This window comes from Falsibacillus pallidus (genome assembly GCF_003350505.1).
In the GTDB taxonomy this organism is placed as follows: domain Bacteria; phylum Bacillota; class Bacilli; order Bacillales; family DSM-25281; genus Falsibacillus; species Falsibacillus pallidus.
Genome location: NZ_QQAY01000004.1, coordinates 51,165 through 64,655, shown reverse-complemented (window position 1 = coordinate 64,655; position 13,491 = coordinate 51,165). Strand labels below are relative to the sequence as shown.

The 13,491-nt window shown below is 41.0% G+C and carries 14 protein-coding genes; all 14 read right to left on the bottom strand.

Features of this window, described 5'->3' with window-relative positions; genetic code table 11:
• Positions 1-36: 36 nt before the first annotated feature.
• The 14 genes from DFR59_RS09255 to bshB1 all read right to left on the bottom strand — a co-directional run bounded on the left by DFR59_RS09255 (position 37) and on the right by bshB1 (position 13,489).
• Positions 37-549: a YpoC family protein gene (locus tag DFR59_RS09255; protein ID WP_114745349.1), complete on the bottom strand. Its 513-nt coding sequence runs from the start codon at positions 547-549 to the stop codon at positions 37-39.
• Positions 546-1,202 (bottom strand): endonuclease III, encoded by a 657-nt coding sequence (gene nth, locus DFR59_RS09250; RefSeq protein WP_114745348.1) that lies wholly within the window; start codon positions 1,200-1,202, stop codon positions 546-548. Before nth ends, DFR59_RS09255 begins: the two co-directional genes overlap by 4 nt.
• 38 nt (positions 1,203-1,240) lie before the next feature.
• The gene (locus DFR59_RS09245) at positions 1,241-1,942 is read right to left on the bottom strand and encodes a DnaD domain-containing protein (protein WP_114745347.1); all 702 of its coding nucleotides are present in this window, start codon (positions 1,940-1,942) and stop codon (positions 1,241-1,243) included.
• A gap of 164 nt (positions 1,943-2,106) precedes the next feature.
• Positions 2,107-3,297: a pyridoxal phosphate-dependent aminotransferase gene (locus DFR59_RS09240; protein WP_114745536.1), complete on the bottom strand. Its 1,191-nt coding sequence runs from the start codon at positions 3,295-3,297 to the stop codon at positions 2,107-2,109.
• A gap of 22 nt (positions 3,298-3,319) precedes the next feature.
• Positions 3,320-3,796 carry a cell wall elongation regulator TseB-like domain-containing protein gene (locus DFR59_RS09235; protein ID WP_114745346.1) on the bottom strand — a complete coding sequence of 159 codons (477 nt, stop codon included), beginning with the start codon at positions 3,794-3,796 and terminating at the stop codon, positions 3,320-3,322.
• Between the two features lie 11 nt (positions 3,797-3,807).
• The gene (locus DFR59_RS09230) at positions 3,808-3,978 is read right to left on the bottom strand and encodes a YpmA family protein (protein WP_114745345.1); all 171 of its coding nucleotides are present in this window, start codon (positions 3,976-3,978) and stop codon (positions 3,808-3,810) included.
• 208 nt (positions 3,979-4,186) lie between these two features.
• Positions 4,187-6,988, bottom strand: coding sequence for an ATP-dependent DNA helicase DinG (gene dinG, locus DFR59_RS09225; protein ID WP_114745344.1), 2,802 nt, complete (start codon positions 6,986-6,988; stop codon positions 4,187-4,189).
• Positions 6,989-7,120: 132 nt separating this feature from the next.
• Positions 7,121-7,507 carry an aspartate 1-decarboxylase gene (panD, locus tag DFR59_RS09220; protein WP_114745343.1) on the bottom strand — a complete coding sequence of 129 codons (387 nt, stop codon included), beginning with the start codon at positions 7,505-7,507 and terminating at the stop codon, positions 7,121-7,123.
• A 12-nt stretch (positions 7,508-7,519) separates the two neighbouring features.
• Positions 7,520-8,371 (bottom strand): pantoate--beta-alanine ligase, encoded by an 852-nt coding sequence (panC, locus tag DFR59_RS09215; protein WP_114745342.1) that lies wholly within the window; start codon positions 8,369-8,371, stop codon positions 7,520-7,522.
• A gap of 1 nt (position 8,372) precedes the next feature.
• Complete coding sequence (gene panB / locus DFR59_RS09210; RefSeq protein ID WP_114745341.1) at positions 8,373-9,206, bottom strand: 3-methyl-2-oxobutanoate hydroxymethyltransferase; 834 nt, start codon at positions 9,204-9,206, stop codon at positions 8,373-8,375.
• A gap of 254 nt (positions 9,207-9,460) precedes the next feature.
• Positions 9,461-10,450, bottom strand: a complete 990-nt coding sequence (locus DFR59_RS09205; RefSeq protein WP_114745340.1) for a biotin--[acetyl-CoA-carboxylase] ligase — start codon at positions 10,448-10,450, stop codon at positions 9,461-9,463.
• Positions 10,435-11,634, bottom strand: a complete 1,200-nt coding sequence (locus DFR59_RS09200) for a CCA tRNA nucleotidyltransferase (protein ID WP_114745339.1) — start codon at positions 11,632-11,634, stop codon at positions 10,435-10,437. The genes DFR59_RS09205 and DFR59_RS09200 overlap by 16 nt, the downstream gene beginning before the upstream one ends.
• A gap of 14 nt (positions 11,635-11,648) precedes the next feature.
• A complete protein-coding gene (bshA, locus tag DFR59_RS09195; RefSeq protein WP_114745338.1) occupies positions 11,649-12,776 on the bottom strand; it encodes an N-acetyl-alpha-D-glucosaminyl L-malate synthase BshA in 1,128 nt (375 codons plus the stop codon).
• Positions 12,773-13,489, bottom strand: a complete 717-nt coding sequence (bshB1, locus tag DFR59_RS09190; protein ID WP_114745337.1) for a bacillithiol biosynthesis deacetylase BshB1 — start codon at positions 13,487-13,489, stop codon at positions 12,773-12,775. Before bshB1 ends, bshA begins: the two co-directional genes overlap by 4 nt.
• Between the last annotated feature and the right edge of the window lie 2 nt (positions 13,490-13,491).

Below are 13,491 nucleotides of genomic sequence, written 5' to 3'. Positions count from 1 at the left end.
AACCTCCTCAAACCCTTCGGTGGGTTTGGGGAGGTTTTATAATTTCTTCAGGATTTTTTTCATTGCAAAATGTTTGGCTGTCTGCTTCATTTGCTCATTGAATAACTCCGAAAGCTGTTTATAGGCATGGAAATAGCTTGTACTTTCCATCAGGAAGCAAAGCCTTTCTTCAACATTTACTGGTTTGATTTTTAAGCTTCCCAAACAGGAATCTAACTTGTTTAAGGAGACAGGCTGCCCATTTGACCAAAATAAGTACTTAAAGAAAGTACAGATCGCTTGCACCATAATGGGCTTTACACCCCTATCGCGTATAGAAAACATAGACTGCAGACGCTTATCTAACTGATTCCATTGGTCTTTTAATAAAGGCAGATGAAATTCAGGATAAGCCCACGGCATTTCCCCCTTTTTTTCCAAAAAAAATAGGAATTCATCAAAGAAATAGATTTCACTTTCACTATCCGGCCAGAAAAATTTAGGATCAGGATAAAAAAAAGAATGCTGTAATTCATTGGGGACATGCATCAACTGCCCTTTATCAATCATTTTAGCTGCTTCCCCTTCATTCTTTTCCTGCCTTCCCTGCACAAATCAAGAAGCGGACAATCAGGGCATTGAGGGTTTTGCGCCTTGCAGTGATATCTTCCGAAAAATATCAAACGATGATGAGTGGCAGACCATTCATCCATTGGCACTTTCCTCATAAGCGTATTTTCAACTTCCAGAACACTATCTTTCCATCTGCATATCCCAAGTCTTTTGCTAACACGTTCGACATGGGTATCTACCGCAATAGCAGGAGCTCCATATGCAACTGACATGACGACATTGGCCGTTTTTCTCCCTACCCCAGGGAGCTTAACGAGATCTTCCCTATTATCAGGGACGATTCCTCCGAAATCATCCAGCAGCATCCTGCAGAGCTTTTGAATGTTTTTCGCCTTATTGCGATAAAGTCCGATGGATCGAATGTCGTTTTGCAATTCTTCTAAAGATACCTGCAAATAGTCCTCCGGCGTTGTATATTTTTCAAACAGGTCCTTCGTCACTTTATTGACCAGTACATCAGTACATTGAGCTGAGAGGGCAACAGCAATCACAAGTTCAAATGGATTGCGATGCCTTAGTTCGCAATGAGCATCTGGAAACATTTCAGCGATTTTATCCAGACAGAATCGGATTTGTATTTTCGTTAACATTGATAATCACCTTAAGTTCATCCTTCCGGCAACAGCGGCTATTGCTCCAGCCAATTGTAGAACGGCACTGTATTCGAAGAAGTTTTTTCGTATTCGATTGGTCCTTTTCGAGAACTGCCCCTGAATTTCTCTCCATGTTTTCTGGCTTGTTCAATTGTTTCAATACCATTCTTTTTCCATTCAAAGAGAATTCGATCGATATAACGGAAATTCAACTTTCCAGAAATAACCGATTCCTTAAGAGCTGCTTTTATTATGACAGCATCATGATGATCTTGATCCATCCACATCCCAAGTGTTTCGCATTCCAACGGTGATAGTGGACGTCCGAACTCTTTCTCGAATATTGTATAAAGCTCATTTTCATTGAAGCTGCTTTGTTGACGCTGCGATTGCTTTTTTTCTTCCTGCAAGCAATCCAAAAGTTTCAGCCACAAAGGCTTTAATGAATATTTTTCAAATAATATATCCTCTGTCGTATTTCCTTCTTCTATCGAAATAAATCCTTGTTGAACAAGTTTTCTTAAGATGGACGCACATTCTCCCGATGTAATGGTCATATTGGAAGACAATTCTTCAGGCGTCGGAAAGGAGTTACCTTTATTTTGAAAGGAATATACCTGCAAGATCAACATGATATCCGTCTCATTAAGACCCATTCTTTTATAATTTGTAAAAAGGATTGAAGGAATATTAACTGTTCCTTCTTCTATCCAAGCTAATAAAATATCTTTTTCCATACTAGACGACACCTCCCTTTCAGTATAGCATGGACGCTTTAGAAATGGGATGGCAACATTAGTTGCAAATTCCCATCATGAAAAAACTCCCACCAAATGAATGATGGAAGTCTTAAGATTTCAGGCGGAATGGGATGCACTCCCCCATAATTTCCCTTAAACGGTCAGCTTTTGACTAATTTCGAATCTACAAAGGTGTGGATCCGTTCCACTGCTGCTTCTAATAAATCTAATGAAGTGGCATAGGAGAGGCGAATGTTGTCCGGCGAGCCGAATCCTGATCCTGGAATGACTGCAACTTTTGCCTCTTCCAAAAGAGCAGCTGCAAACTCATCCACATTTTGATAACCCGTTTTCAAGGCAGCTTCTTTGACATTGGGGAATAAATAGAAAGCACCTTGTGGTTTTAAACATGTTATTCCTGGAATGGCAATTAACTTATCATAAACGATTTCGAGTCTCTTCTCGAAGGCTTCCCTCATCTCTTCCACAGGACTTTGTGTTCCCATATATGCTGCAATGGCACCGTATTGGGATGTTGTCGTGGGATTGGATGTAGAATGACTTGCTAAATCCGTCATCGCTTTAATGACAGCTTTGTTTCCTGCAGCATATCCGATCCTCCAACCAGTCATGGAATGTGATTTGGATACACCGTTGATGATGATGGTCTGATCCTTGATCTCCGGTGAAAGCTCAGCAATGGAAATATGACGGCTGCTCCCATATACAAGCTTTTCATAAATCTCATCAGAAATGATTAAAATATTATTTTTCAAGCAAACTTCTGCTATGGCTTCAAGCTCGAACTTGGAATAGATCATACCCGTTGGGTTGCTCGGTGAATTCAAAATCAATGCTTTTGTCCGTTCACTTATCGCAGTTTGAAGCTGCTCGGCTGTTATTTTATAGCCATTCGACTCTTTTCCGTCAATATAGACAGGCTTTCCTCCTGCAAGCTTCACCTGTTCAGGGTAGCTGACCCAGTAAGGAATCGGAATGATGACTTCATCATTTTCATCTAAAATCACTTGAAAAAGCGTATAAAGCGCATGTTTCGCTCCACTTGACACCATAATTTCGTTTCTATCGTAAGAAAGCCCCTGATCGTCTTTCAACTTTGCTATGATGGCATCTTTAAGCGCTGGAAGTCCTCCGGCGGGCGTATACTTTGTCTGGCCTTCATTCATGGATTGGAAGGCAGCATCAATGATGTGCTGAGGTGTATTGAAATCCGGTTCACCCGCTCCCAGTCCAATTACGTCGATTCCTTTTGCCTTCATTTCTTTTGCCTTGGCCGTAATTGCCAAGGTTGTAGAAGGAGTCAATGCTTTAACACGTTCAGCCAATCTAATATCCACGAAAAAGTCCTCCTCATTAAATATTTTCGATTTTCTTCCACCATTCACCTGATTTGAAAACAATATAGAAATAATTCAAATCCTTTTCATCATCCAAATAAGATATTTCCCAAACTGGCCCAACATCTTCCATGCCCAGTCTTACTCCAAGGATTTTTCTTGGTGTCTTCTCTTCTTTTAGTTTATTGAGGGCTTCCTTTTTGGAAATTCCATCTGCCCAATCCACTTCTACCAAATCATGTTTTTTATTTTCAGGTATGAATACTGCCTTTTTTGTTCCATCCGCATCTTTTCCTACAACCGTATAGTAGGTACTGCTTCCGTTATAAAGATAAAATTGCTCAACTTCCTTGATTCCGGCTGAATTTTCTGCTGTCTCAACAGCTGTTTTTTCAGCCTTGCTATAAGGTTTATGCCCATATAGATATAAACTTATTGCAAACCCCATGATGATAACTAAAAAGACAATAATAATCAGAATCCATTTTTTCAATTGCCTGCTCCCTATGTACGATAAATCGTAAAGACTGCAGTATTCTGATCATCTGGATCCAATGCAAGTCCAAACATCAGATCTTTTTGCTTAAGGGTGCGATTCAAGGCGTCCACAATTTTATATAAATCGGGATTATTTTCGATCCTGACTGTTGATAATATTTCGATTTTACTCTCCATAAAAGTTCCTCCTCATTAAACAAATATTGTTACTAATAGGCCATAAACGCATCGGCAACAATAATGGTACTGAAACACTCACTTAAACATTATAACGCAAATTTAAATCCAACCGATTATAATATTGGTGTCGTTTCACAAAAAAAAATTCTAATCCACACTCGTTCACGCTGCTCTATCAGCAGCGTATTTTTTTATTTCCTAAGAGTCAAAGCCACTCTTCGATAAGATCGGTGATTTCATCCAGCTCCGCTTGTATAAGAGGGATTCGTGGAATGGAAGAAATGAATGACTTGCCATAGGAAGTTGTAACGATCCTCCTGTCAAATACAATGACTATGCCCCTATCCTCATTCCCCCTGATCAACCTACCAAATCCCTGCTTGAACCGAAGAATGGCTTCTGGCAAAGCAGAGGCTGTAAAAGGATTGACCCCATTGCTTTTCAACTGTTCATTTTTTGCCTGGACCAGTGGTTCATCCGGAGGTGAAAACGGCAGTCTCACAATGACTAGACATGATAAATCTTCCCCGGGGATATCTACACCTTCCCAAAAACTATTGGTGCCAAACAATATTGCTTTATCAAATTTTTGAAAGTTCTTTGTCAACCTGGTCCTGCTTCCGCCGGAAATCCCTTGAGCCATTAAAATGAAATCCTCAAGAATCCCACTGTCCTTAATCAGGTTATACGTTCTCTTCAACATATCGTAGGAAGTAAAAAGAATGAGCATCCTTCCCTTGGTTGCTTGTGCCAGTCCAATGATATAATTGCTGATTGCATCTATATAATGCTGCATCGGAACCGTTTTTATATCAGGAATATCCCTGGGCACAACAAGCTTCGCCATTTTTTCAAATTGAAAGGGTGAAGAAAGTTGGAGCTTCAATACACCTTGCTCTTCCAAACCGATTTCATTCATAAAATAATCAAATGATCCATCAACTGACAACGATGCGGATGTCATGACGATGCTTTTTTTCTGAGTAAAAAGCCTTTCATTCAATGGTTTTTGCAATGATACTGGCTTGCCTGACAGCAATATACTATTTGGAATCGATTTGAGGTCTGCTTCCATCCAGGCAACAATTTCCGTAGACGGCCTTATTATTATTTTTACAAGGTTATCCTCCATTGCTGCCCATTCAAGCAGGAAGCTGTGCATTTCCTCTAAAAATGCTTTTTCCTCTGTACTTAATTTCTTTTCCTCGGAGCTAAGCAATTGAAGTCTTTTTTCTAGTTCCACCCTGATATGCTTAAGTTCAGACCGAACCCTTTCCGCACAATGAACGGCTGACTGCCAGATTCTTTGCTTGCTCAATTCTTCATTCATGCGGATTGTCACTTTTTGCATATGCTGCCTGCTTTTATCCTTTTTGCTGACAATTTGCGAAAGGACAGAAAATAAGTCATCTAAATCCTGGTCTAGATTTGATAAATGATGGTCGATTTCAAAGGCATGGACTGCCGGGCTGATAGAAAGTTTTTGTAATACCGACTCAAGCTTAGAAAATAGCTGTTTTCTTTCACTCGTACCTAATTGTCCGATCAAAAATTTCAAGCCGATATAATCAAGTGAAATCCCTGAGTGATTCTTGGCTGCTTTTTCTAAATGATGAGCCTCATCTATGACAAGGAAATCGTATTGCGGGAGCAAGTCATTCTGATTCATGGCATCACTCATGAGCATGGAATGATTCGTGATGATGATATTGGCATCATCTGCTCTTTTCCTTGCATGCAAATAAAAGTCACGCTCAATCCATGGATCCTTTTCTTTTGACATATACCACCCATCATGTTTAATCCGATTGCTGAAAAGCCTGCCGCCGCTTGTTAAATTCAGTTCCTCAAGGTCCCCGGTTTCCGTCTCTGTCAGCCATACCAGCATTTGCATTTTAGAGAGAACGGAATCGTACTGATACTCCTGTTCCTTTAAGGAATATTCGAATTTAAGCAGATGGATATAGTGGCTCCTGCCTTTTAAAAGTGCAGTGCGAAAAGAGGACCCATACCCTTTTTCCAGTGCAGTTATCTCTTTATTCATCAATTGGTCCTGCAATTGATTCGTATATGTACTGATTACTACCTTATTATTAGTTTGTAGTGAAAAGAAGATGCATGGCATCAGATAGGCAATTGACTTCCCGATTCCAGTCCCCGCCTCAATAACTGCATGTCTTTCTTCTAGGAACGATTCCATTATTGCATCCATCATTTGGAACTGTCCTGATCTTTTTTCGAAAAGAGGATTCACATTACTCAATAGTTCTTCTTTTTCGCTTTCCACTTTTGGATATGCGATGCTTCCTGAAACATCAGGTAGTTGGGAGCTGTTTTTCTTTAAGAGCGCCATCCCTCTGAATACCTCCAGGTGAGGGGGAAGATTCTCAATGTGATGTCTTTTTTCACCGATGATTTCATTGATTACCTTTGAAACATCACTTTTAAGGTGATAAGACAGATTTAGCAAAGACTCCAGCGTTACAATCGGCAAATCCCTTAATTTAGCTGTAAGGCGATTTAATAATAATGCAGTGGCATAAGCATCACTGTCTGCTCGATGCGGCTGATCATGGCTTAACGAAAATCCCTCGGACAGCTCAGTCAATTTATAGCTGTCTGCTGTTGGATAAACGACTTTTGAAAGTTCTACTGTATCCAATGAAGGCCCGATAAATGGAGCATATCCTGCTTCCTCCAGCTCATTTTGCAAAAAGCCAAGGTCGAAGCTCACATTATGGGCAGTAAAGACAGCTCCCTCCAACAACGAAGAGACTTTTTCAGCGATTTCCTCAAACAATGGAGCATCTTTGACCATCTGATCATCAATGCCAGTCAGTTCAGTTATAAAGGGTGGAATGGGATGAAGGGGATTCACAAAAGAAGTGAATTGCTCCAATATTACATCATCCTGCATAACGACTGCAGATAATTGAATGATTCGGTCTCCTCTTTTAGGTGCATTCCCTGTTGTTTCCAGATCCACCACGACAAATTTTTGCGACATGCTTCTCACACCTTTTAATTCTCTATCTAATAGCCGTTTCATTTTAACATACTTCGAATTATATCACCCTTTCTTACAAAAATAAAAAGGCTTCACTTGGAAGCCTTTAAGGAGTGGACTACTTTCCGGAAATCAACCGATAATGGTTGCTTCCGGTTCGTGGGATATCATTTCAATGATTTGATTTTTTTCATTCATTATGGCTACTTTAGGTTTATGAGATCTTACTTGTTCATTTGCCACAAGTGCATATGAAATGATGATGACGATGTCTCCAACATGTACAAGGCGTGCAGCTGCCCCATTAAGGCAGACTACTCCGCTTCCCCTTTGCCCTGCAATAATATATGTCTCAAATCTTGCACCATTATTGTTATTGACAATTTGCACCTTTTCATTTGGCGCCATTCCTACTGCATCAAGGATATCCTCATCAATGGTTATACTGCCGACATAGTTTAGATTTGCTTCTGTGACTGTTGCACGATGGATTTTTCCATTCATTACTGTACGGAACATTCTTCTTCCTCCTTAAGCCCCTGCTGAAATAATAATATTGTCAATTAATCTTGCATCTGAAAACTTCACTGCTGCGGCAATAATGAATTTCCCTTCCAACACATCCATTTTTTTTAAGGATGGATAGGAATAGATTTCAATATAGTCTATCTCTCCGCTTGTTTCGTTCTCTATTCTTTCCTTGATGCCACTGATCAGTGCAGCCTCATCACCAACTCCATTTTTGGCAGCCTCTTCTGCCCATTTCAATGACTGGTATATGACAGGAGCCATTTCTCTTTCGTCGGGGGATAACCTTACATTCCTCGAACTCTTGGCTAATCCATCTTCTTCTCTTATCGTAGGCATGGCGCGCAGCTCCACTGGAATATTGAAGTCATTGATTAGTCCATCGACTACTGCTACCTGCTGGGCATCCTTCAGCCCGAAATAGACCCGGTCAGGCTGAACAATATTGAACAGTTTTGTCAAAACAGCTGCTACTCCATCAAAATGGCCTTCTCTCTTACTTCCGCAAAGGACATCCACACGATCTTTTACATGTATGGAAATGGAAGGCCGAGCGGGGTACATTTCTTCAGGCAGCGGTGCAAAAAGGAAATCAACGCCTGCGTTTTCTGCTATCCTGGCATCTCTTTCAAGGTCTCTCGGGTAGCTTTCAAAATCCTCGTTTGGACCAAATTGCAGCGGGTTGACGAAGATGCTGATGACAGAAACATCATTTTCTTTTTTGGAAGCTTCCATCAAAGAGACATGCCCTTCATGAAGGAAACCCATAGTCGGAACAAAGCCAATTGTACTTCCGTTCACTTTTTCTTTCTTCAAATGCTGTTTAAGATCTGAAATAGTTGCAATGATTTTCATTTTACTTCCCCCCATAAAGTGCAGCCAGCTCTTCCTGTTTCATTGTGAAGGTATGACGCTCCTCAGGAAAGGCGCAATCCTTTACTTCTTTTACATATTGTTGAAGGCCGTTCAAGATGCTTTCGTTGATATTTGCGTATTGCTTCACGAATTTAGGGACTCGCTCGACCCCAAATGTAACAACATCATGGAATACCAGCACCTGTCCATCTGTTTCAAGTCCTGCACCAATTCCAATCACCGGTATTTTCAATGCAGCTGCTATTTTTTGGGCAAGCTGTTTTGGAATGCATTCAAGGACAAGTGCAAAGGCTCCAGCCTGTTCACATTTCAAGGCATCATTCAATAATTTTTCAGCTGCATCAGCCGTTTTCCCTTGAACTTTATAGCCTCCTAGAACACCGGCTGTTTGAGGAGTCAATCCTAAGTGAGCCACCACGGGAATGCCGCTGGATGTCATATAGTGGATCATGTCAATCACATGGTCGCCACCCTCTACTTTGACTGCATGGGCTCCAGCCTGCTGCATCAGCGCTGCTGCAGACTTGATGGTTTCTTCTCTATTCAAATGATAGGTCATGAACGGCATATCCGCGACAATAAACGTATCCTTCGCTCCCCTTTTGACAGCTTTCGTATGGTGAATCATATCATCCAAAGTGACCGGAACCGTTGAATCATACCCAAGAACAACCATCCCCAAAGAATCCCCTACGAGAATCATGTCCATCCCCGCTTCTTCAGCCAATTTGGCAGATGGGTAATCGTAGGCTGTAAGCATTGCGATCTTTTCTCCATTTTCTTTCATTGCCAAAAAATCAGTCGTCTTTTTCATTTCCATTCCTCCTTTTTTAATAGAGGAGACGAAAAGCAAATGAATGACTTGTATTTCATAAAAAAAGGGCCCTCCAAATAGGCAGAAGGACCCTTAGTGCTTGTTCATCATCTGTTTCGACCCTCTGTCCCCGTCATGAAAGATCAAGGCAGAACTATTCACTTTTTGGTTTTAAAACGAATTGCTTAAAGGTGCAGCTCATATGAAATGATACTGCCCAAAAAAATTATATCAGAAGTTTGAGTTTATGACTATCAACTATTTCCTTGAATTTCAATATCAGCTGAGTAAATCTCGTGTATTCGGCCTGAAGAATCCTCAATTTTCAGCACTCCATCATTTGTAATTCCAATTGCTTTTCCTTCAATCGTACCTGTTATCGTTCTGGCTATGATTTCTCTTCCGATACTGATTGCATAGCCCTCCCAAAGCAGTTTGATGGGCCCAAAACCTTTTTCCATGTACAAATGATAATATAATTCAAGCTTTTCCAGGATTTTTTGGATAATGCTCGACCGTGAAACGATTTTCCCTTTTTCGATTGCAACTGAAGTTGCGATTTTCTGCAATTCCTCTGGAAAGTCTTCTTGCTTCGAATTCACATTCATTCCGATGCCGATTATGATTGAATTGATTTTATCTGATTCTGCTTGGAGTTCTGTCAATATGCCCGTTACTTTCTTCCCGTTTATTAAAATGTCATTTGGCCATTTGATCTCCGGGTTTAACCCACATACTTCCTCCAATGCCTGAACGACAGCGACAGCTGCCAGCAATGTGAACTGCGGCGCCTGCTGAGGAGGCAGATTTGGCCTGAGGATGATGCTCATCCATATGCCGGAATACTTTGGGGAATGCCATGACCTTGTCATCCTTCCCCTTCCACTTGTCTGTTCCTCTGCAATAACAAGCGTCCCCTCCGGACAATTATCATAGGCCAATTGATGAGCTTTTTTTTGAGTAGAATCAATGGATTCCTGATAATAAATGGTCTGGCCAAGATTTTTTGTATTCAATCCGTAGCGAATCTCATTTTCTGTCACTTTGTCAGGTGCATGGAGTATCCTGTAGCCTTTTCTGCGAACGGCCTCCAGCTCGAATCCTTCTCTCCTGAGTTCTTCAATATGCTTCCAGACAGCCGTTCTCGTGCATCCTAAAAAATCTGCCAGGGCTTGGCCTGAAACAAATTCTCCATCAGATTCCGAGAATGCCTGAAGCATTTTCTTTCTTATCGGCGATTCCACGATTCCAGCCACTCCTTAATTATCGCTTTTTCATTCTTTACAATTCCATTGAGTACCGCATGCTCAATTTTCTGCAATTCTTCCTTGATCCAGGGTCCCCCTGCCTGCCCACGCCAAATCATCAAATCGTTTCCTGTGACGTCTAAATCACCGCGCTCTTGAATAGGCAGCAATTCAAATCGTCGTTTCATTTCATTTTCCATTATTTTCGATTCCGATTTTTGATTTTTGATAACACTGTATATGATTTCTACATCAATGGCAGACTGAATCCCTGCCTCATATAAATCCAGCAGCTCCCATTCCCTTTTCGCCCGGTTTCTGAGGATTTGAAGGGATTTTGTAAGATATTTAATTTTCTTCAATGGCATCTTCCAACGTTTAAGGAATTCCTGTGGAGCAGGCTCTTCCAATATAAATAAAAGGAAGAGCCACATTTGATTGGAGGTTAAAGAGTTAATATCGGCTTTTGCTATTTCATTTATAGCAGTGCCCTTATCTGAAAGCCCCGGCAAATAATGGTGTATTTTCGCTTCTGTCAACAACTGGATCGATTCTTTTTTGCTTTTACCATTTAACAGCTTCTCAAATTCAGACAAAATTCTTTCAATGGCAATATGCTCTAATAGATGAGCATGCCTGCCCAATGCTGCTTGGGTTTGTTTCTCCAGTCTAAAACCAAGCTGACCTGCAAATCGTACAGCCCTCAATATTCTCAGGGCATCCTCCGTAAAACGATCGTCCGCACTTCCAACAGTCTGAATCATTCTTTTTTCAATTGCACCTTTTCCGTGGAAAGGATCAATGATTGCTCCCCTTGCATCCATGGCCATTGCATTCATTGTAAAATCCCTGCGTTCCAGATCTTTATCAAGGGAGCGAATAAATGTCACTTTATCCGGACGCCGATAATCTTTATACTCAGATTCCGTTCGAAATGTAGTAATCTCATAGGGTTCCCCTTTTTCAATCACCAGAACAGTTCCATGTTCAATGCCCACATCCACCGTACTTTTAAAAATGCCTTTGATTTCTTCCGGGAATGCGGAAGTTGCAATATCGACATCATGTATTTCCCTTTTGATCAGATAGTCCCGAACGGCACCGCCGACAAAATAAGCTTCATAGCCTGCTTCTTCAATCCGATTCAGGACCGGCAGTGCTTTTTTGAATGGTTCAATCATCAGTAATCCCCTTTTTATTTTGCCAGCACTTTATAATAGATTTCTTCATAATGCTTTACTATTTTTTCAGATCGGAAATTTCCAAGTGCACTTTCAACAGCTGCTTTACTGAATCGTGCAAAAAGTTCTTCATCTGTTAAGAGTTCAATTGCCTTATCTGAAATCGTATCGATATCGCCAAGCGGACATATGAAGCCATTCACATCATTTGCTATTACTTCTGGAATTCCACCTACGTCCGTACCAATACAAGGCACTCCACATGCCATTGCTTCCAATGCTACAAGACCAAAGCTTTCCTTTTGTGAAAGGAGCAGCTTTAAGTCGCTTATAGAATATAGTTCTTCTAAGTTATCCTGTTTGCCTAAAAACAGTACCTTATCCTGGATTCCAAGTTCTTTGACGAGTTTGCAGATGACCGTCATTTCCGGTCCATCCCCTACCAGCAATAATTTTGCAGGCATATTCTTCTCGATATTGGAAAAAACCCGAACGACATCTGAAACTCTTTTTACCGCTCGGAAATTAGAGACATGTATAACCACTTTTTCATCCGGTTTAATCCCATATTCCTGTTTAAGGTGCTCCGCATCATGCCGTTTATATATCCTATCATCTATAAAATTGTAGACCGTTTCGATTTCTTTATTCGGACTGATCAATTCATGGGTCTGTTTAACCAGTGCATCAGAAACGGCTGTTACAGCATCTGATTTTTCAATCCCGAACCGTATGGCACCTGTAAGTGATGGATCATATCCAAGGACAGTAATATCTGTTCCATGGAGGGTAGTGACAATCTTCAGATCCATCCCGCTCATTTGTTTTCCCAATATGGCGCAAACAGCATGGGGAATGGCATAGTGCACATGAAGGATATCCAGCTTTTCCCTTTTGGCCACATCAGCCATTTTATTGGCAAGGGCAATATCATATGGTGGATATTGAAAGACTGAATATTGGTTGACTTCAACCTGATGATAAAAGATATTGTGATACATCTTATTTAAACGGAAAGGCATGCTGGAAGAAATGAAATGGATTTCGTGCCCCTTCTCTGCAAGCTGCTTCCCTAATTCTGTTGCCACTACGCCAGACCCGCCTACAGTCGGATAGCATGTTATCCCTATTTTCAATTTCATAATGCATCACCTATCAAATCTTTCTCAAGCAGCAGCGGCTTCTTGGACTTGAAACCTTCTGCAAAAGCAACCCCTGCTTGTTTGCCAAACAGCCTTTCCCTTGCTTCTACACTTTCGATATATCCAGTTGTCAATGGAGTAGAGACCCTGCCTTCACCGAGGTTGAACTGACTATCATATGCTTTAAGAGAAAGAATCTTCTTCTCTATATATGAAGAAATGTCATAGACAAAATCCGGTTGATGGAAGCCGTTAATCATATAAAAATATAGGGCTTCCGCTCTATGTGGAGTATTCGATTCAACAGTCTCAAACTTTCGAATCCCTGAAGAAAAAGTGGCTTCCTCCACCAATTTCGCACAATTTCCATGATCCGGGTGGCGGTCTTCCCAATAAGGGGCAAAGATAAGCCGGGGTTTATATTTCCTTATGACTTCTGCAGCCTTTTTTATATTTTCATGTGTTATGTAAATGCCCCTGTCGGCAATTCCAAGATTCAGTCTATGTGATGCACCTAATATAGCTGCTGCTTCCTCAGCTTCCTGTTTCCTCGATTCTACCGTTCCATTTGAAGAAAGGTCAGCTTCTGTCAAATCACATATCACGACCTTTTTCCCTTCTGCAGAAAGTTTAGCAATCATTCCGCCCATCCCTATTTCTACGTCATCTGAGTGGGCACCAAATGCAAGGATGTCTGTTTCATAATTTTCCATAA

Coding starts and splice junctions, on each gene's coding strand:
- panC (WP_114745342.1), bottom strand. CDS start 8,371: ATGAAAATCATTGCAACTATTTCAGATCTTAAACAGCATTTGAAGAAA.
- DFR59_RS09230 (WP_114745345.1), bottom strand. CDS start 3,978: ATGGAGAGTAAAATCGAAATATTATCAACAGTCAGGATCGAAAATAAT.
- panD (WP_114745343.1), bottom strand. CDS start 7,507: ATGTTCCGTACAGTAATGAATGGAAAAATCCATCGTGCAACAGTCACA.
- DFR59_RS09255 (WP_114745349.1), bottom strand. CDS start 549: ATGATTGATAAAGGGCAGTTGATGCATGTCCCCAATGAATTACAGCAT.
- dinG (WP_114745344.1), bottom strand. CDS start 6,988: ATGTCGCAAAAATTTGTCGTGGTGGATCTGGAAACAACAGGGAATGCA.
- panB (WP_114745341.1), bottom strand. CDS start 9,206: ATGAAAAAGACGACTGATTTTTTGGCAATGAAAGAAAATGGAGAAAAG.
- bshB1 (WP_114745337.1), bottom strand. CDS start 13,489: ATGGAAAATTATGAAACAGACATCCTTGCATTTGGTGCCCACTCAGAT.
- DFR59_RS09200 (WP_114745339.1), bottom strand. CDS start 11,634: ATGATTGAACCATTCAAAAAAGCACTGCCGGTCCTGAATCGGATTGAA.
- DFR59_RS09245 (WP_114745347.1), bottom strand. CDS start 1,942: ATGGAAAAAGATATTTTATTAGCTTGGATAGAAGAAGGAACAGTTAAT.
- bshA (WP_114745338.1), bottom strand. CDS start 12,776: ATGAAATTGAAAATAGGGATAACATGCTATCCGACTGTAGGCGGGTCT.
- nth (WP_114745348.1), bottom strand. CDS start 1,202: ATGTTAACGAAAATACAAATCCGATTCTGTCTGGATAAAATCGCTGAA.